Here is a 24,838-nt window from a genome sequence, read left to right as displayed (position 1 = left end):
GGGTAGGACCGTGGCTATGGACGGACGGCCGCGGATGACGTTGACGAGCACGGTTCTGGACGCTCCGGACGCCAAAGAGCTGGCGGACTTCTATCACCGCCTGCTGGGCTGGAGCATCACCACCGAGGAGACGGACTGGGTGATCCTGGGCGCGCCGGGAGGCGGCGCCGGGCTCTCGTTCCAGACCGAGAAGCAGTACGTACGGCCGGTGTGGCCGGCCGGTCCGGGCGATCCGCAGATGAGCGCCCACCTCGACATCAAGGTCGACGATCTGGAAGCGGCGTGCGCGCACGCCACCCAGGCGGGTGCCACGCTCGCCGACTTCCAGCCGCAGGAGACCGTCCGGGTCTTCCAGGACCCGGCCGGTCACCCCTTCTGTCTTTACGTCGACTGATCGGTGATCTCGCGGCCTCCGGCCGCCTCGGACAGAGCGTCGAGGAAGGTCCGGGCCCACTGCGCCACATCGTGCGTACGCAGGTGACGCTGCATCACCCGCATGCGCCGCTTCAGCTCGGCCGGCTCGGCCGCGACGGCCCGCAGCAGCGCGTCCTTGACGCCGTCGGGGTCGTGCGGGTTGCACAGGAAGGCCTGGCGCATCTCGGTCGCCGCGCCGGCGAACTCGCTGAGCACCAGCGCCCCGCCGGTGTCGGCCCGGCACGCCACGTACTCCTTGGCGACCAGGTTCATGCCGTCGCGGAGCGGGGTCACCATCATGACGTCGGCCGCCACGTACATCGCGGCCAGTTCCTGCTTGCTGTACGACTGATGCAGGTAGTGCACGGCCGGCACGCCGACCTTGCCGAACTCGCCGTTGATCCGGCCGACCTCGCGCTCGACCTTGACCCGCAGCGTCTGGTAGTGCTCGACGCGCTCCCGGCTCGGGGTCGCCACCTGCACCATCACCGCGTCACCGACCTTGAGCTTGCCGTCGGCCAGCAGCTCGCGGAACGCCTTGAGGCGCAGCTCGATGCCCTTGGTGTAGTCGAGCCGGTCGACGCCCAGGATGATCGTCTTGGGGTCGCCGAGCTCGGCCCGGATCTCCTTGGCGCGGGCCTGGACCTTGGGGTCGGCGGCCATCCGCTCCATCTCGCGGGTGTCGATGCTGATCGGGAAGGCGCCCGCCTTGACCTTGCGGCCGTCCACCTGGATCGACTGGCCCTCGTAGCGCAGACCCAGAAGGTGCCGGGCCAGCCGTACGAAGTTCTGCGCCGCGAGCCGCTGCTGGAAGCCGACCAGGTCGGCGCCGAGCAGGCCGCGCAGCACCTCGGCCCGGAACGGCATCTGCATGAACAGCTCGATCGGCGGGAACGGGATGTGCAGGAAGAACCCGATCTTGAGGTCGGGGCGCAGCTCCCGCAGCATGGCCGGCACCAGCTGGAGCTGATAGTCCTGCACCCAGACGGTCGCGCCGTCGTCGGCCACCTCGGCCGCGGCCTGCGCGAAGCGCTGGTTGACCAGGCGGTAGGTCTCGCGCCAGCGCCGCTTGTAGACCGGGGTCTCGACGGCGTCGTGGTAGAGAGGCCAGATGGTCGCGTTGGACTGGCCCTCGTAGTAGCGCTCCAGCTCGTCCGCGCTCAACGGCACCGGGTGGATGTGGATGCCCTCCAGTTCGAAGGGCTCGGGCGCCTCGCCGGTGCCACCGGCCCACCCGATCCACGTGCCCCCATGCTCGGTCAGCACCGGATGGAGCGCGGTGACCAGGCCGCCCGGACTCGTGCGCCACTGGCGCTCCCCGTCCGGGGTGGTGACTTCATCGACGGGCAGACGGTTGGCGACTACGACGAAGGAACTTCGTTCGGCCACGCTGAGTGCACCTCCGGGTCGTTTCTGTTCCCCCTGTGAGCCTACTGTGCGTAGCAGCACGGGGCGTGCCCAGTCTTCAATGGCCGCCGTGGCCCTGTTGGCGGCGGGGTGTCATTCTGGGCCCGTGACACCTCCGGATGATCTTTCCCCGCCACGGCGGCCGATCTTCTTCCCTGTGGTCATTGCCACCGTTTTCCTCACGATCATCGGAATGACCACCGGATTCGTGCTCGGCGAGAAGCAGCGCCGGGACGAGGCTCACGAGCGTGAGCAGCAGCAACAGCAGAACCAGCAGCCCCAGGAGAGCGTGTCCCCGGCGGCGCCGGCCGTCGCGCCCGAGGACCTGTGCCCGTCGGAGACCCTGGCCAAGGCGCGCAGCCTGGGCTTCTCGGACGAGCTGCGCCGCCTCCACCGGTACGTGACCGACCGCGGCACCGTCATCTGGATCTGCCAGGACCCGGCCGGCCGGCTGTTCTACCAGAGCAAGACCGGCGGCGAGAAGAAGGAGCTCGTGCAGGGCGTCAACGGCCTGCTCCTGACCGACACCGTCCAGACCGGTGAGGCGGCGTACGAGGCGACCGCGGCCAGCGACGGCACCCAGTTCTTCATCTCCCGCAAACAGCTCAAGATCGACTTCACCGACAACCGCAAGACCCAGGTCGACGACGTCGTCGATTTCGAGTGACGGGGGGAATCCTTGACGCCTGGGCGGGGTTGAGTTAGGGAGTCGGCGGGCGACCTGGAAAGATTGCCCCGGCATTCTGCGCGCAGTCATGTGGCGCAACTCAACGATCACGGAGGTAGGGCGCACCGTGGCCCAGTTCATCTACGTCCTGGAAAAGGCGCGCAAGGCGCACGGCGACAAGGTCGTGCTCGACAACGTGACGCTGAACTTCCTGCCCGGCGCCAAGATCGGTGTGGTCGGCCCGAACGGCGCCGGTAAGTCCACGCTGCTCAAGGTCATGGCGGGCATCGAGACGCTGAGCAACGGCGAGGCCCGGCTGATGCCCGGCTACACCGTCGGCATGCTCGCGCAGGAGCCGCCGCTCAACGACTCCAAGACCGTCCTCGGCAACATCGAGGAGGCCGTCGCCGAGACCAAGGCCAAGCTCGACCGGTTCAACAAGATCGCCGAAGAGATGGCGACCGACTACACCGACGAGCTGATGGAGGAGATGGGCAAGCTCCAGGAGCAGCTCGACAACGTCAACGCCTGGGACCTCGACTCCCAGCTCGAGCTGGCCATGGACGCGCTGCGCTGCCCGCCGCCGGACGCCGACGTCACCCAGCTCTCGGGTGGTGAGCGCCGCCGCGTGGCGCTCTGCAAGCTGCTGCTCGAGGCGCCCGACCTGCTGCTGCTCGACGAGCCCACCAACCACCTCGACGCCGAGAGCGTGAGCTGGCTGGAGCAGCACCTCGCGAAGTACGCCGGCACGGTCATCGCCATCACCCACGACCGGTACTTCCTCGACAACGTGGCCAACTGGATCCTCGAGCTCGACCGCGGCCGCACGTACCCGTACGAGGGCAACTACTCGACGTACCTCGACAAGAAGGCCCAGCGTCTCGCGGTCGAGGGCCGCAAGGACGCGAAGCTCAAGCGGCGCCTCACCGAGGAGCTCGAGTGGGTCCGCTCGAACGCCAAGGCCCGCCAGACCAAGAGCAAGGCCCGTCTCGACCGGTACGACGAGATGGCCAGCGAGGCGGAGAAGACCCGCAAGCTGGACTTCGAGGAGATCCAGATCCCGCCGGGCCCGCGCCTGGGCAGCACGGTCATCGAGTCCAAGGACCTGGTCAAGGGCTTCGACGGCCGTACGCTGATCGACCACCTGTCGTTCTCGCTGCCGCGCAACGGCATCGTCGGCATCATCGGCCCGAACGGCGTCGGCAAGACCACGCTGTTCAAGACCATCGTCGGGCTGGAGAAGCCGGACGAGGGCAGCGTCCGCATCGGCGAGACGGTGAAGCTGTCGTACGTGGACCAGAACCGCGAGGGGCTGGGCGGCGACGAGACAGTGTGGGAGGTCGTCTCCGACGGTCTCGACCACCTGATGGTCGGCAAGGTCGAGATGCCGTCCCGGGCGTACGTGGCGGCGTTCGGCTTCAAGGGCCCCGACCAGCAGAAGCCGGTCAAGGTGCTCTCCGGTGGTGAGCGCAACCGCCTCAACCTGGCGCTGACGCTGAAGATCGGCGGCAACGTGATCCTGCTCGACGAGCCGACCAACGACCTCGACGTCGAGACGCTGTCCAGCCTGGAGAACGCGCTGCTCGAGTTCCCCGGCTGCGCCGTGGTCATCTCCCACGACCGGATGTTCCTCGACCGGGTCGCCACCCACATGCTCGCGTGGGAGGGCACCGACGAGGACCCCGACAAGTGGTTCTGGTTCGAGGGCAACTTCGAGGCGTACGAGAAGAACAAGATCGACCGCCTCGGCGCCGACGCCGCCCGCCCGCACCGCGTCACGTACCGCAAGCTCACTCGTGACTGAGCGATTTACGTACGACGTGCCCGTGCGCTGGTCCGACATGGACGCGTACGGGCACGTGAACAACGCGCGCTTCCTCACCCTGTACGAGGAGGCGCGCGTCGCCATGTTCTTCGTCGGCGCGCGCAAGCACGGCCTGGGGTCGTTCGAGGAGGGCATCGTCATCGCCCGCCACGAGGTCGACTACCTGCGTCCCGTCGACTACGGCGATCCCGTGCGCATCGAGATGTGGATCTCCGAGGTGCGCGCCGCGGCGTTCACCGTCGCGTACGAGCTGTTCGACGGCGACGTGCTGGCCAGCCGGGCCAAGTCGGTCTGCGTGCCGTACCACCTGGCCGAGGGCCACCCCCGGCGCTTGAGCCAGGCCGAGAAAGACTTCCTGCGACCGTACGTCGCGTCATGAGCTCGCACGGCCTGGTCGGTGTCCCCGACGCGGGCGCCTTCCTCGCCCGTCTGGTCCGGCTCGACCCCGGCGCCCCCGTACGCCTGAAGACCTCCGGCGGCCGGGTGGCGCTGTGGGCCCGGCTTCCCTGGGACGTGCTGGTGACCCGCGAGGTGGCCGGCGACGGTCCGCGGGACGCCACTGTGGCCGCCCGTGAGCTGCTGGACGTGCTGGCCCGCGGGGGAGACGAGCTGCCGCCGCTGCGCGACGCCCAGTGGCGCTGGCCGCTGCCCACGCCCGGCGGCGAGACCGTCGAGTCGGTCTCCGGGGCCGAGCTGAGCCGCCTGGCCGCCGCGGCCGCCGGAACGCTGCGCGAGGTGACGGCGACCGGTCTCAGCGGACGCTCGGTCGGCCAGCGCGCGGTCCGGGACGCCCTTCTCGACCACGTCGCCCTCGTCGTGACGCCGCCCGGCGGCCGCCCGGTCGAGGTGTCCCAGCGACTCGTTCAGGCGATCTCCCGGATGGGTTTCCTCGGCCCGGGAGACACTGAGGGCCCGTCGACGCGCGTACGGGTGTCCGGACGCTGGGTGGGACTTTCTGCACCATATGGAGTGGCGTGGCTACAGGCCGTTCAGAAATTGACCGTTATGCCTATAGTCGATCACCCGAAAGGGTGATGCCGTATCGGACGACCGGTTGCGCCCTCCGGTTGGGGGGATGACCTCCGCGAAACCTACGGGTACCGTCGGCCCTCGGATCCACTCGCTACGTCCGGCGGTGGGTCTGCTGGGGAGTGAGGTGCACAAAGATGCCGTGGTGGTCATGGCGTCCGGGCTCGGCCGCGGGTAACCCGGCGGAGGCCGACGACAATTCGGCGGTTCGCAGTGCCGTACGGGTCGGCGTACCGGCCCAACGAGAGCCCGGCCGGCTTCCGGTCCCGGTCGAGACGGCCGGCTCCGAGGAACCCGAAACGGTCGCGCCGGTGACGCTGGCCCGCATCGGCAAGGCGCTCGACCTGCTCGACATCCGCTTCCTGGCCGACGGCGGCGGCAGTCTGCTGGCCATGTGGGAACGGCACGCGGTGCTGTTCACCCTGGAGGGCCCCGACGACGAAATCCTCGTCATGCGCGCCCGCCCCCACTCGACGGTCCCCCCGGACTGGGCCGACCGCGCCTACCGAGTGGTGAACGAGTGGAACCACACCCGCCGCTTCTGCAAGGCCTACGTGGGCGACCCCACCGAACGAGCCCAGCTCCCCATCTACGCCGAACTCCAGGTCCCCCTGGCCGCCGGCACCCACGACGCCCTCCTGGTAGAGCTCCTGGACTGCGGCGCCGCCGTAGCCACCAGCTTCGTGGACTGGCTACACGACGAGGGCGCCCTGCTCTAGCTCTCCGGCGCTGCCCCTCCAACAAGAGGCCCCAGCCCGAGCCCCACCCAAGCCGGTCAAGACTCCATGGCGCTGCCACCCTTGTGAGCGGCCCGCGATTTGCCCCGTTGATGGAGAGGTGTGCGGTTTACCGACGCCGTCGCTCTTTGCGGCGTTGGTAAACCGCACACCTCTCCATCAACCTCCCAGGGGCAAATCGCCCGCTGAGCGAAGCGAAGCCAGCCAGCTCAGCAGCCGCATGCACCCAGCTCAGCCAAGCGGGAACATCCCCACCCGCCCGTGGTACTCCCGCCCCAGCTGATCCGTGTCAGACCCCACGAGCAGCCCTCGCGAGTGCACCACGAAGACCCGAACCCCAACCCCCCGCGACCGCGTCGGGTTCCAGGTGAGCGACCGCCCCGTCGCCGGGCTGACCGCACCGATGCCCGGCCGGGAGACCGCGCCCGGGCCAGGGCCCTTGGCGTCCGAGCCGTACGGGTTGTCGAAGTACCGCTGGTGCCCGCCCAGGTAGACCGCGGATCCGGTCACCGCGACCGCGTACAGCGAATCCCCGCCGGTCCGCTGCACCCACGTGGGGTTGTGCCGCCCCGAGCCCGCCACCTCGAACCGGGCCGCCGAGTCGCACAGCCGATCCGGCGAGCTGGCCCGCCCTGTTGCCGCCACCACGAAGTAGGACCCGTCCGGCGAGAACTTCACCTGCCGCAGGTACGTGTCGAAGCCCTTCATGCACTGCGGCTTGTACGCGTCCGTGTACCAGCTCGTCAGCTGCGCCGACGGCCCCGACACATCGAACATCGCGATCTGCGTACGGTCGTACCCGCTGGCCCTCAGCAGCGCACCCACCGCCACCAGCTTCCGCCCGTCGGGCGAGATGTCGAAGTGCTCGACCCGGGTGCGGCTCAGCCCCGGCGCCGTCAGCTTGGCGTCGAATCCGCTGTCCACGGCGCCGGTGGCGGCGCTGAGGCGGGCCAGCCCGGCCCGGTTGACGCCGTTGATCGCGGAGAACGTGCCCGCCGCGTACAACCGGGAACCTCGCGCGTTCAGCGACCGGATGTCGCCCCAGTTGATTTTGGCGTTGAACGCGCTGACCCGCTGCCCGCCCATGGTGAGGCGGGTGAGGCCGCGCTGGGCCGTCCCGTTGACGGTCTTGAAGGCGCCGCCGGCGTACACCGTGCCGTCCTCGCCGGCCGTCAGGGCGTAGACCGCGCCGTCGACCTGCGGCGCGAAGCCGCGGACGGCGCCGTCGTTGAGCCCGAACGCGAAGATGTTCTTGCGGGCGAAGGTGGTCCGGCGGGTGCTGTCGGTGACCTTGGTGAAGGCGCCGCCGACCACCACCGTGTCGCCGACGATGGTCATCGACCAGACCGTGCCGTCGAGGACGTGCGGGGTGAAGTCCACCGGATTCGGGGACACGATGGTGGGCTGGGCAAGGTCGGCCGCGGCGGGATGCGCGCACGCCACAGCGGCGGCGGCGATGGTGGCGGCGGCAAGCAAGCGGCGACGCATGCGAAAGGCTCCAGGTCAGTTGAGCAGCGTATTTACCTACCGCTCAACGACTATGGAGTCATAACGGACACGATCGCCCGCGGAGCGAAGCGGAGCCAGCAGCTCAAGCATTAACCATGAAATGGGCTGCTCGCTCCAAATAGTCCCAAAGCTGGTCATGTAGGGGCTTCGGGAGTTCCAGGCTGTCGACCGCGTCGCGCATGTGTTTGAGCCAGGCGTCGCGGGCCGCGAAGTCGACCACGAAGGGCGCGTGGCGCATGCGCAGGCGGGGATGGCCGCGGGAGGCCGAGTACGTGTTGGGGCCGCCCCAGTACTGCATGAGGAACAGGGTCAGCCGGTCGGCGGCCGGGCCCAGGTCCTCTTCCGGGTACATCGGGCGCAGCAGGGGATCGTCGGCGACGCCCTCGTAGAACCGGTCGACCAGACGCCGGAACGTGGGCTCGCCACCGACGGCTTCGAAGAAGTTGGCGGGGTCGGTCACCGTTCCATCCTGCCAGCCGCCCGCCGCGGCGGTCAGGCCACGGCCCTGTGACGGCCGTGATGCTCGTGCTCGGGCGACGCCTGCTGGGTGGCCGCCGCGAACGTCTCCCGGCTGGGCCAGCTCGCGGCCAGTACGCCCATCGCCACCGTGCCGCCGACGCTCCACAGGCCGACCACCATCGGCAGCCAGAAGTGGTCGGCCAGCAGGCCCGTGACCATGACGGCGGCGAACTGGCTGAGCTGCATGCCGGTCTGCATCACGCCGTACGCCCGGGCGCGGTACCCGTGCGGCAGGATGAGCACGAATCGGGCGTTCAGTGTGGGGGTCACACCGCCCTGGGCCATCCCGGAGAGCGCCACCAGCACGGCCACCATCGGAGCCGGCGGGCCGGCCAGGGACGGCACGAGCACGAGCGCGGAGAGCACGGCCAGCGGCCGTACCAGCCGGTCGCGCAGGTCGTTGCCGGCGAGCCGGCTGATCAGCAGGCCGCCGACGACGAAGCCGATCGGGCCGGCCGCCATGATCAGGCCCTGGTCGAGGCCGCGGGTGGCCGAGTCCGGGTCGGCCTCGGCGGCCCACGCGGCGGCCAGGCCCTCGGGCACCACGGCGAACATCGTCAGAACGAAGACCATGATCGCGATCGAGCGCAGCGTCGCCGTGCCGAAGACCAGCTGGAAGCCCTCACCCGACTCGCGGAGCAGGTGACGGCGGTCGGATTTGTCCCACGCGGCCGGCCGGGGCCGCACGCCCCAGGTGATCAGGGCGGCCGACAGCGCGAAGGTGACGACGTCGATGGCCAGGGCCACCTGCGGGTTGATCGCCGTGGCCAGCGCGGCGCCGGCCATGTATCCGAACACCTGGGCCGCCTGCACGGTCGTGGCGTTGGTGGCGACCGCGATGGGCAGCTTGTCGCGCCCGACGACCAGGGGTTGCAGGGCCGAGCGGGCGGCCTGGGTCGGTGGCGTGCCGAGGCTGGCCAGGAAGACCAGCAGAAGCATGACGGGGATGGGTACGCCGGGGATGAGCAGCAGCGCGATGACGACCATGCGGAACAGGTCGGCGATGATCAGGACCCGGCGGTACGGGTACCGCTCGGCCAGTGTGGCCAGCAGCGGCCCGCCGACGACCCAGGGCAGGAAGCTGACCGCGAACGCCGCCGCCGACATGAGGACGGACTTGCTCTCCTCGTAGACAAGGACGGTGATGGCGGCGCGGGCCAGGTAGTCGCCGACCCAGTTGACGATCAACGAGAGGTAGAGCGCACGGTATTCACGCACGCCGAACAGGTCGCGGAAGGTGACCTTCCTATCGCTCTCTGTCACCGCCTCGGACACCAGGTCCTCTCTCGATCTCGACTGTCACCGGGTCGCGGCGACCGCCGGGCGCCCCCGCGCGAGGGGGTCGGGCCCGCGGGGAACGTGATGCCGCATGTGCAGATGCTCAAGCCGGATTCTGCCCGATCGTCCGAGTCGATGCTAGGGCGTACGGGCGGAATATCGGCCATTCGGTCGAGTCCGGGCATCCCCCGTACGCCCTAATCGCAGCTCAGGTAGCTCCACCCGGCTGGTGGCCGGCGTCGGAATTGCCGAGGTACGCCGGCGGCACCGCGCTGCGCGGCAGCAATCGAGAAGCGGCGATGCGCTCGGACATCCCGCTCGTCTCCAGCGACTCGGTCAGCGCCTGACGGAGATCACGCTGGACGGCCACCTGACCGTCCGAGGTCGTCTTGGCGATCGTGCGGATGACCGCGCCGTCGACGGTCAACTGCTCGACACCGACGACGTCCGGCGGCTCCAGAAACTCGGTCTGATGCTCGGGCGCGTCGGCCACCCGCTGCGCGGCCTCCTTGAGCACCGCGATCGCCTGCTCGGAGTTGACGAAGCCGATCGGGATGTCGATGACCACCATGGCCCAGCCCTGGCTCTTGTTGCCGACCCGGACGATCTCGCCGTTGCGGATGTACCAGAGCACCCCGCGCGCGTCGCGGACCGTGGTGATGCGCAGGCCGACCGTCTCGACCACGCCGGTGGCCTCACCCAGGTCGACCGTGTCGCCCACGCCGTACTGGTCCTCCAGAAGCATGAAAAGACCGGCGATCAGATCCTTGACCAGACTCTGCGCACCGAAACCGAGCGCCACGCCGACGATGCCGGCGCTGGCCAGCAGGGGTGCCAGGTTGAAGCCGAACTCGCCCAGCACGAGCAGGGCGGCCATGGTGAAGACCACCGCGCTGACGAAGCTGCGCAGCACCGAGCCGATCGCCTCGGCCCGTTGCCGGCGGCGCTCCGGTATGTACTGCCCCTCCTCGGCGGTCTGGGCCGCCCTCTCCTTCAGCGGCTTGAGCAGCGCCGGCATCGAGGCCCGGGTCGTCGTGTGCGTCAGGCGGTCGATGGCCCGGTGCAGCAGCCAGCGGATCAGCAACGCGATCAGGATGATCCCGATGATCCGCAGCGGCTTCACGATGATCACGTAACTACTGCTGGCCAGCCACTGATTGCCGGTCCACTCCAGGACCCGGCTGCAGAGCGCGTCGGTTTTACAGACCTCTTCGACGTTGATCGTCGTGTAGACGTCGGGCGACGGTGAGGGGGAAGGGGCGAGAAGTAACACGGGGCACAACCGTACCGGGAGCCGACGACCCGGTTCTCAGGCACCGCACAGCCCGCTGACCTCAGACGTTTACCCTCCGGCCACGGATTTCGCTCGCAATTTGGCCATCCATCAGGGACTATTGGCGCACGAGGTCTCGACTACTCACGCAGGAGTGCCAGTAACACCTTTACCCGAAGGGTGAATCTTGATGCCTGACATACGACCCATAGTGGGCTCATCCGCGTTGGTTCTGAACGCCACCTACGAGCCGCTGTGCGTCGTATCGGTGCGTCGAGCGACCATCCTCGTCCTGACCGCCAAGGCAGAGTGCGTCTCCGACGGCGACGGCATCCTGCACAGCGTGCACACCAACCTTCCGGTCCCCTCGGTAGTGCGCCTCACCCGGTACGTGAAGGTCCCGTACCGCACCCATGTCGGCCTCTCCCGCCGTGCGATCTTCGCCCGGGACGGCGGCCGCTGCGCCTACTGCCGAGGCTCGGCCGAAACGATCGACCACGTGTTCCCCCGCAGCCGCGGGGGCCTGCACGCCTGGGAGAACGTGGTGGCCGCCTGCGCCAAGTGCAACCACAGCAAGGGCGACAAGACCCCCGCCGAGCTCGGCTGGAGGCTCCACCAGATACCAGCCGCACCACGCGGGGTGGCGTGGCGGGTCCTCGGACACCGCACGCCAGATCCCCGTTGGGCCGACTGGCTCGACCTCCCTGCCGCCCCGGCTCTAGAAGCCGAGGCGGCTTAATTGTCTCTGCTGGCTGGCTCCGCTTCGCTCCGCGGGCGATCTGCCCCTGGGGGCCGAGGAGATGACGCACGGTTTTGCGACGCCAAACCCCACGGCGCCGCAAAACCGCACGTCATCTCCTCGACGGGCTGAGCTGCTGGCTCCGCTTCGCTGCGCGGGCGATTTGCCCCTGGGGGCCGAGGAGATGACGCACGGTTTTGCGACGCCAAACCCCACGGCGCCGCAAAACCGCACGTCATCTCCTCGACGGGCAAATCGCGGGTGTGGGGTGGCTACGAGTGTTTGGTGTCTACGAGTGAGGCGAAGACGACGATGTTGTCCTGGTAGCCGGTGCTGCCGCCCAGCCAGCGGCCGCCGCAGGTGAGCAGGCGCAGGGAAGGGCGGCTGTAGTCGCCGTAGACGCGCTGGACCGGCAGTTTGCCCTTGTCGAACTGTTCGACGGAGTTGACCTCGAAGACCGCTACGGAACGGTCGGCCCGCTGCACCTCGATGCGCTGGCCGGGCTTCAGCTTGGGCAGGGCGTGGAAGACCGAGGGTCCCGTACGCGTGTCCGCGTGACCCACGATCAGCGACGGCCCGAACTGCCCCGGTGTGGGGCCGCCGTCGAACCAGCCGGCCTCGTTGTGCCGCTCCAGCGGCGGCACGTCCACCGTGCCGTCGTCGGCGCGGCCCACCTCGAGGATCGGCGCCTTCACGTTGATCGCCGGGATGGTCAGCCGCAGCGGCCGGCTCGGGTCGAGGACCGGGAACGAACGCGGCGGCGGCTCGTTCCTCTGCTCGCCCGCGAATAGCCGGCCCAGGTCGAGGTTGGTCGCCGCGCCCAGCCCCATCGCGACCGCGAACAGGCCGAGGAAGAGCAGGGCGAGCGCGATCATGCCGATCGGCCACGGCTTACGGCCCCGGGCCGGCCGGGGCGGCGATGTCGGCAGCGGCCGCGGGGACGGCTGACGAAAGGGATGCCGCCCCGGCAGCGGCCTCGGCGCGGGCAGCGGCCCGGTGATGGTCCCCGGCGGCGGCGCGGCGATCTGCGCCGGCTTCTTCCGCAGCACCGACTCCGGCATCCGCGGCCCGGTCACGGGCTCCCACCGAGCCCGCCCGGCCCCCTCCCGCCGACCCTGCCCGGCCCCCTCCCGCCGACCCTGCCCAGCCGCGTCCCGAGCCTGCCCAGCGGCATCCCACCGGCCCTGCCCAGCCGCGTCCTGGCGCGATCGGCCCGCGGCGCCCGGCCGGGGGTTCTGGGGTGGAGCGGACCGAGCCGACGACGGGCGCGGCGGGGGCTGGCCGGACGACTGGCGCGGCGGGGGCTGGCCGGACGACTGGCGCGGCGGGGGCTGGCCGGTCATCGCCCGGCCCTCAGCTGAGCCGCCGGCGGCGCAGGGCGACCACGCCGAGGACGAGGCCCGCGACGATGACCGCGAGGCCGCCGCCGATCAGCGCCGGCGCGTTGCGGCCCGGTGCCGTGCCGCCGCCGCCCGTGGCCGGGCCGCGGGCCGGTTCGACCTTGGCCACCACGTGCACCGTGGCGATCGTCGTGTGCCCGTCCGGGCAGCGGAGCTCGGCGCGGTAGTCGCCGGGCCGGGTGCCGGACGGTACCCGTACGGTCGCCGTCAGAAAGCCGTATTGCGGCGCCACCGTGACCGTTCCGAACAGCCCGGACGTGACAGTGGCCGCCTTGAGATTGTCGTCACACGAGGCGCGCAGCGCCAGATCGTCACCGGCCGGCACCGTGCTGGGGTTGACCTCCAGGAAGATGGCGGCGGCACGCGCCGGCGCGGCGTCCATCACCGCGATCGGGACGAACAGGCCCAGAAGGAGCGCCGCCAGGGCGGCGGGGACGGAAATGCGCATCGATTCCCCTTCCTGCCGTCCGAGGACGCGTTGCTACGAACGGCGCGTGTGGGTGATTTTCGCATCTCCGGCCCCAATACGCCGAGATCCCCATCGCGTGAGTGCGCGGGTTATAGACCCGACGCGGCGGCATGACCTGCGCTCCGCTACCGTGACAGTTGTTCGGATCAGTTTGAAGGAATTCAGGCCCCTGGGGGCGTTGACGTTGTCGATTTCAAGCACCGTTCTGGTCTTCGTGGTCATTCCGGCGGTGATCATCGGGCTGATCGCCGCGCTCGTCATGGCCGGCGCCGACCGCACGAAGCGCACACACCGCTACCGGCCCGGCCGGCCGTACGACTTTCAGCCGATCTGGTTCCTCGCCAGGCCGGAGAAGCTCGTGGGCCCGTCCGGCCATGGCCACGCTCAGCCGGCTCTGACCGGCGGCTCGGTCCTGGAGGACAGCTCCGGGGCTCCGGTCAAGCCCGGTTCAACAGGAGGCGCAAGTGACAGCTGGTGACCTTGGCAAGCAGCCGCGGAAGGGCCAGGCGCTGACCGCCCTGGACGAGCCGGGCGGCGACACGCTGGTCCACGCGTCCTCCGGCAACGAGGTGGAGGACGGCCCGTTCACCACCCGGCAGCTGCTGCGTCTCGACGAGGCGCTGCGGGTGGCCGACGAGTCCACCGGCCTGACGTTCAGCGTCTACATCGGCGAGTTCGAGACGCCGACCCGCGAGTTCGCGGAGAAGCTGGCCGCGCAGGTCAAGGACGCGGCCAACGCGGTCCTGCTGGCGGTTTCGCCCAACCAGCGCAAGCTGGAGATCGTGACCGGCTCCGAGGCCCGCAAGCGGATCTCCGACCGGGACGCGAAGCTGGCCGGGCTGTCGATGTCGGCCGCTTTCGCCGGCGGCGACCTGGCCGGCGGCGTGATGGCCGGTCTTGATCAGCTGGCGTCGCACGCCGGACGCCGCTGACACATACCGCGATAAAAGCCCCCGGTCCGCCGGGGGCTTTTTCGTGCCCGAAACCGGGCGGTAACAACGCTGTGTCGCTAGGCTTGTAGCCCACGGTGATGGAGGTGGTCCGGTGTGGGACTGATGAGCCCGGCTTCGTACACCCTCGCGCGCTGGAGCGCCCCCGAGGCCGAGTGGACCGAGCCCGACCTCCACCTGTTCCCGCAGGACGGCCACCGTTACGAGATCGTCGACGGCAGCCTGCACGCGTCGCCGCCGCCGTCCGAGTCGCATGAGGCGACCGTCCGCGGCGTCGTCACCTCGCTGCGCTCGTCGGCGCCGCCCGGCTGGTGGGTCTGCGACCGGGTCGGCGTCCAGATGGGTGACAGCAACCTGATTCCGGACGTTCTGGTGCTGCGCCCGCGCTCGTCCGGTTCGGTCTGGTGCGACCCGGCCGACGTGGCCCTGGTGGTCGAGATCGAGTCGCCGGCCACCCGGCGCTTCGACCGGCTCCTCAAGCCCGCGCTCTACGCCGAGGCCGGCATCCCGAGCTTCTGGCGGGTCGAGCCGGGCCGGGCGACACCCTTGCTTCACACGTACGCGTTGACCGACGACCGCTACCAGGCGGTGCACAGCGTCGAGGGCGCCGAGCCGGTCAAGCTCGACGCCCCCTATCCGATGCGGATCGCCCCCGCGGCCTGGATCTAGCCGGATTGTGCCCGACCTCTCGGGGCACAATCCCCGCCGAGCGGAGCGAGGCCCTCAGGCAGAGTCGACATCCTTCGCGCGGGCCTTCAGGGCCCGCAGGACGCCGTCGCGGCCCTCGGCGACCAGGCGGCGCAGGGACGCCGGCTGACCGTCGCGGGCCAGCCACGCGTCGGTCAGCGCGACCGTCTCGTCGCTGATCTGGTACACCGGGTAGCCCAGCATCGCGAACTCCTGAGCCGGCTCACTGTCCGAGCGGGCCCAGACGTCGCCCACCACGTCGAAGAACTTCGTCGCGTACGGGGCGGTCAGCTCGACCTGCTTGGTGCTCTGGAAACCGGTCAGCAGCGAACGGTTGAGCCAGTTCGGCACGCCGCCCTCGCCGGTCAGCTTCGTCCACACCCGGGCCTTGTTCTCGGCCGTGGGGATCAGGGCGTGGGCCACCGCGGCCTCGCGCTCGCCGCTGGCCGTCCGGTCGGTGGCGAGCTCGTTCTCGATCTCCTGCTCGGTCGCGGCGCCCAGCGACACCAGCGCCTGCAGCAGCGACCAGCGCAGCTCGGTGTCGACGACCAGGCCCTCGGGCACGCTCTCGCCGGAGAGCCAGCCGCGCAGCACGGCCCGCTCGTCCTCGGTGCGGGCGGCCCCGATGAAGGCCCGGGCCCAGGTGAGCTGCCACCCGCTGCCGGGCTCGGCGGCGGCCAGCTGGGTGCGGGCCAGCTCGGCGAGCTGGGCGTAGCCGGTCGCCTGCCACGCCGGGTCGGCGTACTGGGCGATGGCGGTCGAGGCCTGGCGGAACGTGTACGTCGACAGGTTGATGTCGGTCTCGGCGGGCAGGCCCGAGCAGACCAGCGTCACGTAGTCGCGGGCCGCCAGCTCGGCGTCGCGCAGCATGTCCCAGGCCGCGTTCCAGCACAGCGCCCGGGCCAGCGACGAGTCGAGGCCGGCGATGTGGCGGACCACCGTCGCCATCGAGCGCTCGTCGAGCCGCAGCTTCGCGTACGTCAGGTCGTCGTCGTTGAGCAGCAGGACGTCGGCCGCCTTGACCCCGGCCAGGGCCGGGATCTCGGTGCGCTCGCCGGTCACGTCGATCTCGAGGCGGTCGCGCCGGACCAGCCGGTCGCCCTCGAGGTCGTAGAGGCCGACGCCGATGCGGTGGGTGCGCAGCGTCGGGTAGTCGGCCGGGGCCTCCTGCTGGACCACGACGCTGGAGTACGTGCCGTCGGCGCCGATCTCGACGAGCGGGCGCAGCGTGTTGACCTGCGACGTCTCGAGCCACTGGGCGGCGAACTTGCGCAGCTCGCGGCCGGAGGCGGCCTCGAGCTCGGTGAGCAGGTCGTCGAAGGTGGCGTTGTTCCACGCGTGCTTGCCGAAGTAGGCGCGCAGGCCGCTCAGGAAGGGCTCGAGGCCGACGTACGCCACGAGCTGCTTGATCACGCTGGCGCCCTTGGCGTACGTGATCCCGTCGAAGTTGACCTCGACGGCCTCGAGGTCGGGCATCTCGGTGTAGACCGGGTGGGTCGAGGAGAGCTGGTCCTGGCGGTAGCCCCAGCTCTTGCGCACCGACAGGAACGTCGTCCAGGCGTCGGTGAAGCGGGTGGCCCGGGTGTTGCACCAGTGGCTGGCCCACTCGGCGAACGACTCGTTGAGCCACAGGTCGTTCCACCAGCGCATGGTCACGAGGTCGCCGAACCACATGTGCGCGAGCTCGTGCAGGATCGTGTTGGCCCGCTGCTCGTACTCGAAGTCGGTGACCTGCGAGCGGAAGATGTAGTGCGCCTCGGCGTGCGTCACGCAGCCGAAGTTCTCCATCGCGCCGGCGTTGAAGTCGGGCACCCACAGCTGGTCGTACTTGGGCAGCGGGTAGCGCACGCCGAACTGCTCGTGGAAGAAGTCGAAGCCCTGCTTGGTGACCTCGAACAGGTTGTCGGCGTCCATGTACCGCGCCATCGAGGCGCGGCAGAAGACACCCAGCGAGATGCCGTCGTGCTCGTCGCGGACCTCGTGGTACGGGCCGGCGCAGAGCGCGGTGATGTACGTGCTCATCCGGGCCGAGGTCTCGAAGTGCACGGTCTTGGCGCCCGGACCGGCCTTCTCCTCGCGCTCGATCGGGCTGTTCGAGACGACTTTCCAGTGCGCCGGCACCGTGGCGTGCCACGTGTAGACGCTCTTGAGGTCGGGCTGGTCGAAGGCGGCGTACACCCGCTGGGCGTCGGCCGTCTCGAACTGGCTGTACAGATAGATCTCTTTGTCCACCGGGTCGAGGCTGCGCTGCAGCCCCTGGCCGCTCTCCGAGTAGGCGAAGTCGGCGTCGACCACCAACTCGTTCTCGGCGGCCAGGCCGGTCAGGGTCAGGCCCTTCTCGGCCGAGAACCCGGCGAGGTCGAGCGGCTGCCCGTTCAGGGTCGCCGACCGGATCGAGGCCGCCGCGGCCTCGATGAAGGTCTCGGCCCCCGGCTCCCGGCAGGTGAACGTCACAACCGTGGTGGAGCGGAAGGTGCCGTCGCCGGGATTGCCGTGGCCGTCGGTGAGGTCCAACGTGATGTCGTACCCGGTGACCTCGAGCAGGCGGGCCCGCTCGGCGGCCTCCACCTGGGTCAAATTTCGAACTCCGGCCACAGTCACTCTCCTCTGAGCGCACAAGCTTTCCCGCTCAGCCTATGCGGACGGGTAGGCGTGGCACACCTCACCCGGCGTCCTGCACAGGACAGTCGAGCAATAGATAGTTGCTTGGAGGAGTATCGACGCATGACTGAACGCGCCACGGTCGACATGTGGTTCGACCCCATCTGCCCGTGGGCATGGATGACCTCCCGTTGGCTGCTCGAGGTGGAGAAGGTCCGTCCCCTCGACGTCCGCTTCAACGTGATGAGCCTGTCCGTGCTCAACGAGGGCCGGGATCTGCCCGAGGAATATCAGGAACTCATGGCCAAGGGCTGGGGTCCCGTACGCGTGTGCATCGCGGCCGAGGAAGCCGCGGGCCCGCAGGTGCTGCGTGACCTCTACACGGCCCTCGGCACGCGGATCCATCTCAAGAAGTACGAGCTCGACGAGAAGCTGTACACCGAGGCGCTGGCCGAGGTGGGTCTCGACACCGCGCTGGCCGACGCGGCCACCAGCGACGCCTGGGACGACGCCCTGCGCGGCAGCCACGACGCCGGCATGAAGCCGGTCGGCACCGACGTCGGCACCCCTGTCATCCACGCCCCCGGCCCGAACGGGGACGACAAGGTGGCCTTCTTCGGCCCCGTGGTCACCCCCGCCCCCAAGGGCGAGGCGGCCGGCAAGCTGTGGGACGGCGTCCTGCTCGTCGCCGGCACCCCCGGCTTCTACGAGCTGAAGCGCTCGCGGGACATCGGTCCGATTTTCGACTGATCAGCTTCCGCCCTCCGTACGCGTCGTTGGATGGGGTGAGATACACCTCATCCACGACGGAGAGCACACATGGCCGACACCGAAGCGGTGGCGCTGTCCACCATCGCCGTCCAGCGCGGGGACTGGACGAATCTCGCACCCGACCTGGCAGGCCTGGTGGCGCCGCCGGTCACGGTCTCGGCCCTGCCCCTGCCGCGGCCCGTCGGCGACTGGCGGAAGGGGCAGCAGGCCAGGTCACGAGCCAACATGCCCGTCGGTAAGCACCATCGGCCCGCCCGGTAACTTGGCAGACATGACGGTCGCGCACCCGATCAGCAAGGCGTGGGTCACCACCGGTGGCACCGGCGCCCAGAACTACGACGAATTCGCCGACGACGCCGAAATCACGTCCATCATCGCCGACAATCCGCATAGTTCGCTCGCTGTCGAGATGCCGCATCTCGCCCCCGACTCGCTCGGCAAGTCCTTCGCCGACGCCCTGCCGGACGCGGTGGCCCGGCTCGCGCTGGAGCGCGCCGACGGCAGCTACGCGCCGGCCGAGCAGGTCGTCGTGCTCTACCGGATCACCGGCGAGGGCGAGCCGCCGGCGTACGGGCTCTGGACCATGGTCGACACCGACCAGATCTCCACCCGCGCCGACGAGCCCGGCCTGGTGATCCGCAACGAGGAAGTCTTCATCGAGAAGGTCCGCGAGCGGGTGGCCCTGGCCGAGGCGCTGGGCACGCTGCTCTCGCCGGTGCTGCTGCTGCAGACCACCAAGGGCGACGAGCTGCACGCCGCCCTGGCCGCCGCGATCGAGACGGCCGGTGAGCCCGCCGCGACCGACATCGACCAGACCGGCCGTACCCACGCGATCTGGGTCGTCGGCCCGGGCCCGCAGCAGGACGAGCTGACCGGACTGGCCGGCGGCGGTGAACTGGTGGTGGCCGACGGCAACCATCGCAGCCTGGCCGCGCAGACCGCCGGCTTCCCGCGCTTCCTCGCGGTCGTCACCACGCCCGCCTCGGTCGCCATCCAGCCCTACAACCGCCTGGTCAGCGAGCTGCCGGTGCCGCTCGACGACGTCCTGGCCCGGCTGCGCGCGGCCGGCGCGACGGTCACCGAGGTGCCGCGACCCGCGCGGGTGCCTTCCAAGGGCACGATTGAGGTGTACGCCGCGGGGCGCACCTTCACGCTGGGCCTTCCCGTGAACACCAACCTGTCGCCGGTCGACAACCTCGACCACGCGCTCGTCGAGCGGGTGCTGCTGCGCGACGTCCTCGGGCTCGACGCCGGGGACAAGCGCGTGTCGTACATCGGCGGCGACTACCCGGCCGAGTGGCTGCGGGGCGAGGTCGACGCGGGCCGCTCCGAGCTGGCCGTGCTGATCGCGCCGGTCACCGTCGACGACTTCGTGACGGTCAACCTGGAGCGGCAGAAACTGCCCCGCAAGAGCACCTGGTTCACCCCGAAGGCCCGCGGCGGCCTGGTTCTCGCCCAGCTCGACTGATCATGCTGAACCCCCAGGTCACGGCGGCGGCCGAACTCCGTTCCCGGCCGCCCGCCCTCTCCTCCGCCGACCCTCACGAGCAGCTGCGGGCCATCCGCCAGGCGATGATCGACGCGATCGAGGTGGAGACCGGCCCCGAGCTGCCGCTGCCGGTCGTGGTCGACGTGGACGCGGACGGCGTGCCGTGCCGGCTCTACGCCACCCGTACGGACGCTCCGGTCTTGGTCTATCTGCACGGCGGCGGCTGGTGCTACGGCACCGTCGAGACCGTCGACCGGCTGTGCCGCCGGATCGCCGACCGTTCGGGCTGCGCGGTGCTGTCGGTGGAGTACCGGCTGGCCCCGGAGCACGTCTTCCCGGCCGCCCAGGACGACGTCGACACGGTGCTGGCCTTCGTCCGCAAGTCCGGGGCTGATCTCGGCGTCGACCCGTCGCGGCTGGCCATCGGCGGCGACAGCGCCGGCGGCCAGCTGGCCACGGTGGCCGCCCGGCGGCAGCGCGACCAGGCCACGCCGCTCGACCACCAGATCCTGATCTACCCGGCGATCGACCCGATGACCGCGTCGGAGTCGTACGACGAGGTCGGCTCGTACGGGCTGGACCGCGCCTCGATGAAGCTGGCCTGGGAGACGTACGTTCCCGACCCCCGGCTGCGGTTCACCCCGGACGTGGCCCCGCTCGCGGCCGACCTGGCCGGGATGCCGCCCACGCTGATCATCACGGCCGAGTACGACGCGCTGCGCGACGAGGGCGCCGACTACGCGGACGCCCTGCTCGCCGCGGGCGTCCCGGTGGTGCACACGCGCTACATGGGCGTGAACCACGGCTTCGCCCGCAAGCTCGCCGTGATCGACGACGCACGCGTGGCGGCAGATCAGATCGCTTCTGTTCTGCGAGCATCCTTGTGCTTCTGATCGTTCTGAGAGAGTGAGAGCATGCGCGTCTACCTGGGTTCCGACCACGCCGGCTACGAGCTGAAGATGCACCTCGTCAACCACCTGATCAAGCAGGGCCACGACGTCGTGGACGTGGGTCCGCACGTCTACGACCCGGAGGACGACTACCCGGCGTTCTGCCTGCAGACCGGGGCCAAGGTGGTGGCCGACGAGGGCTCGCTCGGCATCGTCATCGGCGGCTCCGGCAACGGCGAACAGATCGCCGCCAACAAGATCGCCGGCGTCCGCGCCGCACTGGTCTGGCGCACCGAGATCGCCCAGCTGGCCCGCCAGCACAACGACGCCAACGTCATCAGCATCGGCGCCCGCGAACACACCCTCGACGAGGCCACCGCCTTCGTCGACACCTTCCTGGCCACCCCGTTCTCGGGCAACCCCCGCCACGCCCGCCGCATCGCCCAGCTGGCCGACTACGAGCGCACCCGCGAACTCCCGGAGATCCCGCAGAGCTGAGCTGGCGGGCTCCGCTTCGCTCCGCGGGCTAACGGTTGCGGGGCAGGTCCTCGCGTGGGACCCAGTTCCTTCGAACGATCGTGAGGTTGGCGTCGGCGTCGGCCAGATGCTCGGCGGTCGGGCGGGCGGCGTCCCTTGCTCGGAGCGCGGCGCCCACGCTGACCTGCGACGATCCCGACCCGACGAGGCCGCGCAGGCCCCGTTCGACCTCGCGGTCGTCGCCGCCGGGGCCGTTGCCGAGCGTGCGGCGGCCCGGCGAGCCGTTCCGCGCCGGCCGTCCGTCGGCCGGTTTCGCGCGTGGCGGCGCCGGCACCGGCTCCGTGGCGCCCGCCTCGCCCACCGCCGGATCGCCCGTCACCGAGCCCGGCGTGGCGGCCGAGCCACGGACCGCCCAGCCCGGAGTCGCCGAGCCCGGAGCTGTCGAGCCCGGAGCTGTCGAGCCTGGAGTTGCCGAGCCCGGAGCTGTCGAGCCTGGAGCCGTCGCGGTGGGGACCGCCGGCTCGGGTTCCGGGTCGGCGACCGGCGCGGTAACGGCCGTCCCGGGCGGCTCGGTGTTCCCCGCGGCAGCGCCTGAGGGCTCGGTGGTCAGGGACGACCCGCGCCCGGCCGGCTCGGGGGTCTCGTCGGCCCCGGGCGCAGTGGGGGGCGGGGACGAGTGCGGGGGACGCACGCGGCGACGTCGGCGTTCGGGCTCACCCATGACGCCGACGGTACCGCTGGTTGCCGCACTCAGAACACCTCGAGGGCGCCCGGCTGCCGGTGCCATCCGAACGCGGCCGACGGGAAGTTCGCCGTCAGCTGCTTCACGCGGCCCGCGGCGGCCAGCGCGGCCAGTGACGTACCGCCCAGGTAGGCCGCGCCGAGCTCGGTGATCGTGCAGCTGAGGTCGGGGGCGTCGTCAGTGCGTACGCAGGAAGCCTTGTCCCGGTCTGTGGTCAGGCGCCACCGGCCGTTGTTGGCCTCGACGACCGGGTCGGTGATCTCCAGGACCACGTCGATCGGGAAGAGGTAGCGCCGGGCCTCCAGCGCCGCCGGCACGTCGACCACGCGCAGCCACAGGCCGTCCGCGTACTGCCGGCCCAGCCGGCGCGGCTCGTCGACCAGGTGTTGCAGCGGCTCGTCGAGGGTGCCGTAGTTGTAGGTCGCCTTGCGGGTCAGGTCGATGGTGAGCAGGAAGCGCCACAGCTCGGTGTAGGTGACCGGGTCGGCCGCCACCACCTCGTCGATGTGTACCGTGCCGTCGGGGCCGTAGCTGGTCCAGCCCTCCTTGACCCGCCACAGGGCGTATCCGGCCGGGCCGTCGTCGCCGTCGACGATCACGCCGTACCGGCCGGTGCCGCCGTCGCGCTGGGCGTCGCCGTCCCGCAGCAGGTACTGCCACCAGTGATCGGCTCGGCTCGACCAGCCGGGGCGCTCGGACCGGAGCCGGTCGTGCAGCGCGGCCAGCTCGGCCCGCGCCTCGCCCGGCTTGACCATGCGCAGCCGCACCGGGTGGGCCGGGGCGGTGATGCGAACCTCGCGGCTGGCCACCTCGAGACGGAGACGGTCGGCGGCCGCCCCGTACCCGAAGCGGGGGTAAATGGCCGTCTCGCTCGCCCACAGCACCGCGACGGGCTCGCGGCCGGCCTCGGCGATCTCGGTGAGCTGGCGGCGCATCATGCCGCTGAGCAGGCCCCGCCGCCGATGGGTGGGAGCGACGCCGACGCCGGTGACATGGGCGGCCGGGATCACCGCCCCGGGCACGCTCAGTTCCCGGGTCTGCGCGGTGGCATGACCCACCACCAGGCCGCCGTCGTCGGCCACCACCGACCGCTCGGCCTCGGTGATCCGCATCTCCCACTCGCGGAAGTCGTCGCTGACGTGCTCGTGGAAGACCTGCCCCATCAGATCGGCGATCGCGGGGAGATCCGCGGTGGTGGCGGCGCGCAGGCGTACGGAATCGTCCATGCGCACTTGTGTAACGGACCGCGGCCACCAAGGCGAATGATTTGCGGGCTCGCTACTCTCGGAGTGGCGGGGGTGCCGATTTCGCCGGCCCGGCCCGCCGATCGGAAGGGGAAAGCGAATGCCTGAGCAACCGCAGTGGTCTGAGCGGACGCTCGACATGCCGCCGCAGGACCCGTGGGCCGACGCGCCCACCACACCGGTGGCCGGCCCACCGGCGCCGCATTCGGGTCCGCCGGCCCCGCCCATTCCACATTCCGGCCTGCCGGCCCCGCATTCCGGCCCGCTGGCCCCGCATTCCGGCCCTCCGGCCTCGCCGCATTCCGGGCCGATGCCGCCGACCGCGCCTTTCGCCAAGCCGGAGGAGGCGGCGGCGTCGCCGTTCAGCCGGGGCCGGGCGCAGGTCAGCCCGCAGCCGCGGTACACACAGCCCGAGCACACCAACCCGGGCTGGCCCGGCCTGGAGGCGCCGGACCGGCCCGCGCTGAGCTGGCGCTGGAGCGAGATGCGCAAGGGCGGCGAGTGGACCAGCGCCGCCGTGCTGTTCGCCTTCGTCTGCTGGGGTGTCTGGACGCTCTCCGGCGACGGCGACTTCGGCACCCCGGTGATCGTCTTCGTGGTCACGCTGGCCGTCGCGGCCGGCCTGTTCTGCCTGGCCCGCCTCGTCGGCCACCTGGTGCTGGAGCGCCAGTTCGGCCGTGTCCGGCGCTCCTCACGCGGCTCCCACCTGGTCACCGCCCTGTTCCTGGCCGGTGTCGGCGTCACCTTCCTCCAGCAGACCCAGTGGGTCATGACCGCCTACCACTGGGTCACCGACCACCTCAGCTGACCGGCTTGCCGCCGGTCACGCCGAGCACCTCGCCGGTGGTGTAGCTGGACTCCTGGCTCGCGAAATAGACGTACGCGGCCGCGAGTTCGGCCGGCTGACCGGCGCGGCCCAGGGGAGTGTCGCCGCCGAACGACTTGACCTTCTCCTCCGGCATCGTGGCCGGGATCAGCGGCGTCCAGATCGGGCCGGGCGCCACCGCGTTGACCCGGATGCCCTTGGCGGCCAGGTCCTCGGCCAGCGCCTTGGTGAAGGCCACGATCCCGCCCTTGGTGGTGGCGTAGTCGAGCAGCGGGCTGGACGACTGGTAGGCCTGGATCGACGCGGTGTTGATGATCGTGGCGCCGGCCGGCATGTGCGGCACGGCCGCCCGGCACAGCCAGAACAGGGCGTACAGGTTCGTCTTCATCACCCGGTCGAACTGCTCGTCGGTGATGTCGGTGATCCCGCCCGGCTGGGCCATCTGGTACGCCGCGTTGTTGACCAGGATGTCGAGGCCACCGAGGTCGGCCACGGCGCGGTCGACGATGGCCTGGCACTGCGACTCCTCGCGGATGTCGCCGGGCACGAGCACCGCCGTACGGCCGGCCTTCTCGATCAGCTGGGCGGTCTCGCGGGCGTCTTCCTCCTCCTCGGGCAGGTAGGAGATGAGGACGTCGGCGCCTTCCCGGGCGTACGCGATGGCGACCGCCCGGCCGATGCCGGAGTCACCGCCGGTGACGACGGCCTTGCGGCCGCTCAGCCGGCCCGAGCCTTTGTAGCTCTCCTCGCCGTGATCGGGACGCTGGGGCATCTGCCCGGTCAGGCCGGGCGGCTCGAGGTCGCCGCCGTCGTACTCCGGTCCGGGGTACTTGCTGCGCGGGTCCAACGCATTCTCCTTCGGCTCGTGAGCGAACGAGCACGGTATGCCCGGAGA

General features: G+C 70.5%; 27 protein-coding genes. 16 read left to right on the top strand and 11 right to left on the bottom strand.

The genetic code is table 11. The features are described from left to right. Positions 1-34 precede the first annotated feature (34 nt). A complete protein-coding gene (locus tag AB0C26_RS08550) occupies positions 35-394 on the top strand; it encodes a VOC family protein (RefSeq protein WP_360243820.1) in 360 nt (119 codons plus the stop codon). On the opposite strand, the gene AB0C26_RS08545 is transcribed toward AB0C26_RS08550, so the two are convergent. Further along, the gene (locus tag AB0C26_RS08545; protein ID WP_360243817.1) at positions 382-1,803 is read right to left on the bottom strand and encodes a trehalose-6-phosphate synthase; all 1,422 of its coding nucleotides are present in this window, start codon (positions 1,801-1,803) and stop codon (positions 382-384) included. The genes AB0C26_RS08550 and AB0C26_RS08545 overlap by 13 nt on opposite strands. A gap of 211 nt (positions 1,804-2,014) precedes the next feature. On the opposite strand from AB0C26_RS08545, the gene AB0C26_RS08540 reads away from it, so the two are divergent. The 5 genes from AB0C26_RS08540 (at position 2,015) to AB0C26_RS08520 (ending at position 6,061) form a co-directional block, all read left to right on the top strand. Continuing rightward, on the top strand, positions 2,015-2,488 hold the full coding sequence (locus tag AB0C26_RS08540) for a hypothetical protein (RefSeq protein ID WP_360243814.1): 474 nt from the start codon (positions 2,015-2,017) through the stop codon (positions 2,486-2,488). A gap of 127 nt (positions 2,489-2,615) precedes the next feature. Next, positions 2,616-4,292 (top strand): energy-dependent translational throttle protein EttA, encoded by a 1,677-nt coding sequence (gene ettA / locus AB0C26_RS08535; protein ID WP_360243811.1) that lies wholly within the window; start codon positions 2,616-2,618, stop codon positions 4,290-4,292. After that, complete coding sequence (locus tag AB0C26_RS08530; protein ID WP_360243808.1) at positions 4,285-4,692, top strand: thioesterase family protein; 408 nt, start codon at positions 4,285-4,287, stop codon at positions 4,690-4,692. Before ettA ends, AB0C26_RS08530 begins: the two co-directional genes overlap by 8 nt. Continuing rightward, the gene (locus tag AB0C26_RS08525) at positions 4,689-5,348 is read left to right on the top strand and encodes a hypothetical protein (RefSeq protein WP_360243805.1); all 660 of its coding nucleotides are present in this window, start codon (positions 4,689-4,691) and stop codon (positions 5,346-5,348) included. The genes AB0C26_RS08530 and AB0C26_RS08525 overlap by 4 nt, the downstream gene beginning before the upstream one ends. A gap of 131 nt (positions 5,349-5,479) precedes the next feature. Then, positions 5,480-6,061 (top strand): YbjN domain-containing protein, encoded by a 582-nt coding sequence (locus AB0C26_RS08520; protein WP_360243802.1) that lies wholly within the window; start codon positions 5,480-5,482, stop codon positions 6,059-6,061. A gap of 249 nt (positions 6,062-6,310) precedes the next feature. Here AB0C26_RS08520 and AB0C26_RS08515 read toward each other — a convergent pair whose 3' ends face one another. The 4 genes from AB0C26_RS08515 to AB0C26_RS08500 form a co-directional block, all read right to left on the bottom strand. Continuing rightward, a complete protein-coding gene (locus AB0C26_RS08515; RefSeq protein WP_360243799.1) occupies positions 6,311-7,567 on the bottom strand; it encodes a delta-60 repeat domain-containing protein in 1,257 nt (418 codons plus the stop codon). 103 nt (positions 7,568-7,670) lie between these two features. Next, on the bottom strand, positions 7,671-8,048 hold the full coding sequence (locus AB0C26_RS08510) for a globin (RefSeq protein WP_360243796.1): 378 nt from the start codon (positions 8,046-8,048) through the stop codon (positions 7,671-7,673). Between the two features lie 32 nt (positions 8,049-8,080). Then, the gene (locus tag AB0C26_RS08505) at positions 8,081-9,370 is read right to left on the bottom strand and encodes an MFS transporter (protein ID WP_360243793.1); all 1,290 of its coding nucleotides are present in this window, start codon (positions 9,368-9,370) and stop codon (positions 8,081-8,083) included. Positions 9,371-9,593: 223 nt separating this feature from the next. Then, positions 9,594-10,559, bottom strand: coding sequence for a mechanosensitive ion channel family protein (locus AB0C26_RS08500; RefSeq protein ID WP_360246488.1), 966 nt, complete (start codon positions 10,557-10,559; stop codon positions 9,594-9,596). A gap of 289 nt (positions 10,560-10,848) precedes the next feature. Here AB0C26_RS08500 and AB0C26_RS08495 point away from each other — a divergent pair, with 289 nt between their 5' ends. After that, a complete protein-coding gene (locus tag AB0C26_RS08495; protein WP_097319820.1) occupies positions 10,849-11,397 on the top strand; it encodes an HNH endonuclease in 549 nt (182 codons plus the stop codon). A 272-nt stretch (positions 11,398-11,669) separates the two neighbouring features. Here AB0C26_RS08495 and AB0C26_RS08490 read toward each other — a convergent pair whose 3' ends face one another. Both AB0C26_RS08490 and AB0C26_RS08485 read right to left on the bottom strand, forming a co-directional pair. Continuing rightward, positions 11,670-12,473 carry a class F sortase gene (locus tag AB0C26_RS08490; protein WP_360243789.1) on the bottom strand — a complete coding sequence of 268 codons (804 nt, stop codon included), beginning with the start codon at positions 12,471-12,473 and terminating at the stop codon, positions 11,670-11,672. Between the two features lie 277 nt (positions 12,474-12,750). Continuing rightward, the gene (locus AB0C26_RS08485; RefSeq protein WP_360243786.1) at positions 12,751-13,245 is read right to left on the bottom strand and encodes a hypothetical protein; all 495 of its coding nucleotides are present in this window, start codon (positions 13,243-13,245) and stop codon (positions 12,751-12,753) included. A gap of 97 nt (positions 13,246-13,342) precedes the next feature. Here AB0C26_RS08485 and AB0C26_RS08480 point away from each other — a divergent pair, with 97 nt between their 5' ends. From AB0C26_RS08480 to AB0C26_RS08470, 3 genes are all read left to right on the top strand, one after another. Next, positions 13,343-13,744, top strand: a complete 402-nt coding sequence (locus tag AB0C26_RS08480) for a hypothetical protein (protein WP_360243783.1) — start codon at positions 13,343-13,345, stop codon at positions 13,742-13,744. Between the two features lie 64 nt (positions 13,745-13,808). Beyond that, complete coding sequence (locus AB0C26_RS08475; RefSeq protein WP_360246486.1) at positions 13,809-14,198, top strand: DUF5130 family protein; 390 nt, start codon at positions 13,809-13,811, stop codon at positions 14,196-14,198. A gap of 123 nt (positions 14,199-14,321) precedes the next feature. Beyond that, positions 14,322-14,885 carry a Uma2 family endonuclease gene (locus tag AB0C26_RS08470; protein ID WP_360243780.1) on the top strand — a complete coding sequence of 188 codons (564 nt, stop codon included), beginning with the start codon at positions 14,322-14,324 and terminating at the stop codon, positions 14,883-14,885. A gap of 54 nt (positions 14,886-14,939) precedes the next feature. On the opposite strand, the gene pepN is transcribed toward AB0C26_RS08470, so the two are convergent. Further along, positions 14,940-17,498, bottom strand: coding sequence for an aminopeptidase N (gene pepN / locus AB0C26_RS08465; RefSeq protein ID WP_360243777.1), 2,559 nt, complete (start codon positions 17,496-17,498; stop codon positions 14,940-14,942). Positions 17,499-17,627: 129 nt separating this feature from the next. Between pepN and AB0C26_RS08460 the strand changes: the two genes are divergently transcribed. From AB0C26_RS08460 to AB0C26_RS08440, 5 genes are all read left to right on the top strand, one after another. Continuing rightward, a complete protein-coding gene (locus tag AB0C26_RS08460; protein ID WP_360243774.1) occupies positions 17,628-18,254 on the top strand; it encodes a disulfide bond formation protein DsbA in 627 nt (208 codons plus the stop codon). Between the two features lie 69 nt (positions 18,255-18,323). Next, entirely contained in the window at positions 18,324-18,536 is a 213-nt protein-coding gene (locus AB0C26_RS08455) for a hypothetical protein (protein ID WP_360243771.1), read from the top strand. Positions 18,537-18,546: 10 nt separating this feature from the next. Beyond that, entirely contained in the window at positions 18,547-19,743 is a 1,197-nt protein-coding gene (locus AB0C26_RS08450) for a DUF1015 family protein (protein WP_360243768.1), read from the top strand. A 2-nt stretch (positions 19,744-19,745) separates the two neighbouring features. Further along, on the top strand, positions 19,746-20,657 hold the full coding sequence (locus AB0C26_RS08445) for an alpha/beta hydrolase (protein WP_360243765.1): 912 nt from the start codon (positions 19,746-19,748) through the stop codon (positions 20,655-20,657). A gap of 21 nt (positions 20,658-20,678) precedes the next feature. Continuing rightward, the gene (locus AB0C26_RS08440) at positions 20,679-21,152 is read left to right on the top strand and encodes a ribose-5-phosphate isomerase (protein WP_360243762.1); all 474 of its coding nucleotides are present in this window, start codon (positions 20,679-20,681) and stop codon (positions 21,150-21,152) included. Between the two features lie 28 nt (positions 21,153-21,180). Here AB0C26_RS08440 and AB0C26_RS08435 read toward each other — a convergent pair whose 3' ends face one another. Both AB0C26_RS08435 and AB0C26_RS08430 read right to left on the bottom strand, forming a co-directional pair. After that, entirely contained in the window at positions 21,181-21,510 is a 330-nt protein-coding gene (locus AB0C26_RS08435) for a hypothetical protein (RefSeq protein ID WP_360243759.1), read from the bottom strand. Positions 21,511-21,881: 371 nt separating this feature from the next. After that, entirely contained in the window at positions 21,882-23,099 is a 1,218-nt protein-coding gene (locus tag AB0C26_RS08430; RefSeq protein ID WP_360243756.1) for a GNAT family N-acetyltransferase, read from the bottom strand. Between the two features lie 118 nt (positions 23,100-23,217). On the opposite strand from AB0C26_RS08430, the gene AB0C26_RS08425 reads away from it, so the two are divergent. Next, positions 23,218-23,925, top strand: a complete 708-nt coding sequence (locus AB0C26_RS08425; protein WP_360243753.1) for a DNA-directed RNA polymerase II — start codon at positions 23,218-23,220, stop codon at positions 23,923-23,925. Here AB0C26_RS08425 and AB0C26_RS08420 read toward each other — a convergent pair. After that, positions 23,918-24,790 (bottom strand): SDR family oxidoreductase, encoded by an 873-nt coding sequence (locus AB0C26_RS08420; protein WP_360243750.1) that lies wholly within the window; start codon positions 24,788-24,790, stop codon positions 23,918-23,920. The genes AB0C26_RS08425 and AB0C26_RS08420 overlap by 8 nt on opposite strands. Between the last annotated feature and the right edge of the window lie 48 nt (positions 24,791-24,838).

The sequence above is a fragment of the Actinoplanes sp. NPDC048796 genome, assembly GCF_040650035.1.
In the GTDB taxonomy this organism is placed as follows: domain Bacteria; phylum Actinomycetota; class Actinomycetes; order Mycobacteriales; family Micromonosporaceae; genus Actinoplanes.
Note: the sequence above shows the minus strand (reverse complement) of the source record. Positions and strands in the feature narration are given on the sequence as shown.

Coding starts and splice junctions, on each gene's coding strand:
- AB0C26_RS08445 (WP_360243765.1), top strand. CDS start 19,746: ATGCTGAACCCCCAGGTCACGGCGGCGGCCGAACTCCGTTCCCGGCCG.
- AB0C26_RS08525 (WP_360243805.1), top strand. CDS start 4,689: ATGAGCTCGCACGGCCTGGTCGGTGTCCCCGACGCGGGCGCCTTCCTC.
- AB0C26_RS08430 (WP_360243756.1), bottom strand. CDS start 23,099: ATGGACGATTCCGTACGCCTGCGCGCCGCCACCACCGCGGATCTCCCC.
- AB0C26_RS08520 (WP_360243802.1), top strand. CDS start 5,480: ATGCCGTGGTGGTCATGGCGTCCGGGCTCGGCCGCGGGTAACCCGGCG.
- AB0C26_RS08425 (WP_360243753.1), top strand. CDS start 23,218: ATGCCTGAGCAACCGCAGTGGTCTGAGCGGACGCTCGACATGCCGCCG.
- AB0C26_RS08455 (WP_360243771.1), top strand. CDS start 18,324: ATGGCCGACACCGAAGCGGTGGCGCTGTCCACCATCGCCGTCCAGCGC.
- AB0C26_RS08450 (WP_360243768.1), top strand. CDS start 18,547: ATGACGGTCGCGCACCCGATCAGCAAGGCGTGGGTCACCACCGGTGGC.
- AB0C26_RS08550 (WP_360243820.1), top strand. CDS start 35: ATGACGTTGACGAGCACGGTTCTGGACGCTCCGGACGCCAAAGAGCTG.
- AB0C26_RS08440 (WP_360243762.1), top strand. CDS start 20,679: ATGCGCGTCTACCTGGGTTCCGACCACGCCGGCTACGAGCTGAAGATG.
- AB0C26_RS08485 (WP_360243786.1), bottom strand. CDS start 13,245: ATGCGCATTTCCGTCCCCGCCGCCCTGGCGGCGCTCCTTCTGGGCCTG.
- AB0C26_RS08515 (WP_360243799.1), bottom strand. CDS start 7,567: ATGCGTCGCCGCTTGCTTGCCGCCGCCACCATCGCCGCCGCCGCTGTG.
- AB0C26_RS08495 (WP_097319820.1), top strand. CDS start 10,849: ATGCCTGACATACGACCCATAGTGGGCTCATCCGCGTTGGTTCTGAAC.
- AB0C26_RS08460 (WP_360243774.1), top strand. CDS start 17,628: ATGACTGAACGCGCCACGGTCGACATGTGGTTCGACCCCATCTGCCCG.
- AB0C26_RS08540 (WP_360243814.1), top strand. CDS start 2,015: ATGACCACCGGATTCGTGCTCGGCGAGAAGCAGCGCCGGGACGAGGCT.
- AB0C26_RS08470 (WP_360243780.1), top strand. CDS start 14,322: ATGAGCCCGGCTTCGTACACCCTCGCGCGCTGGAGCGCCCCCGAGGCC.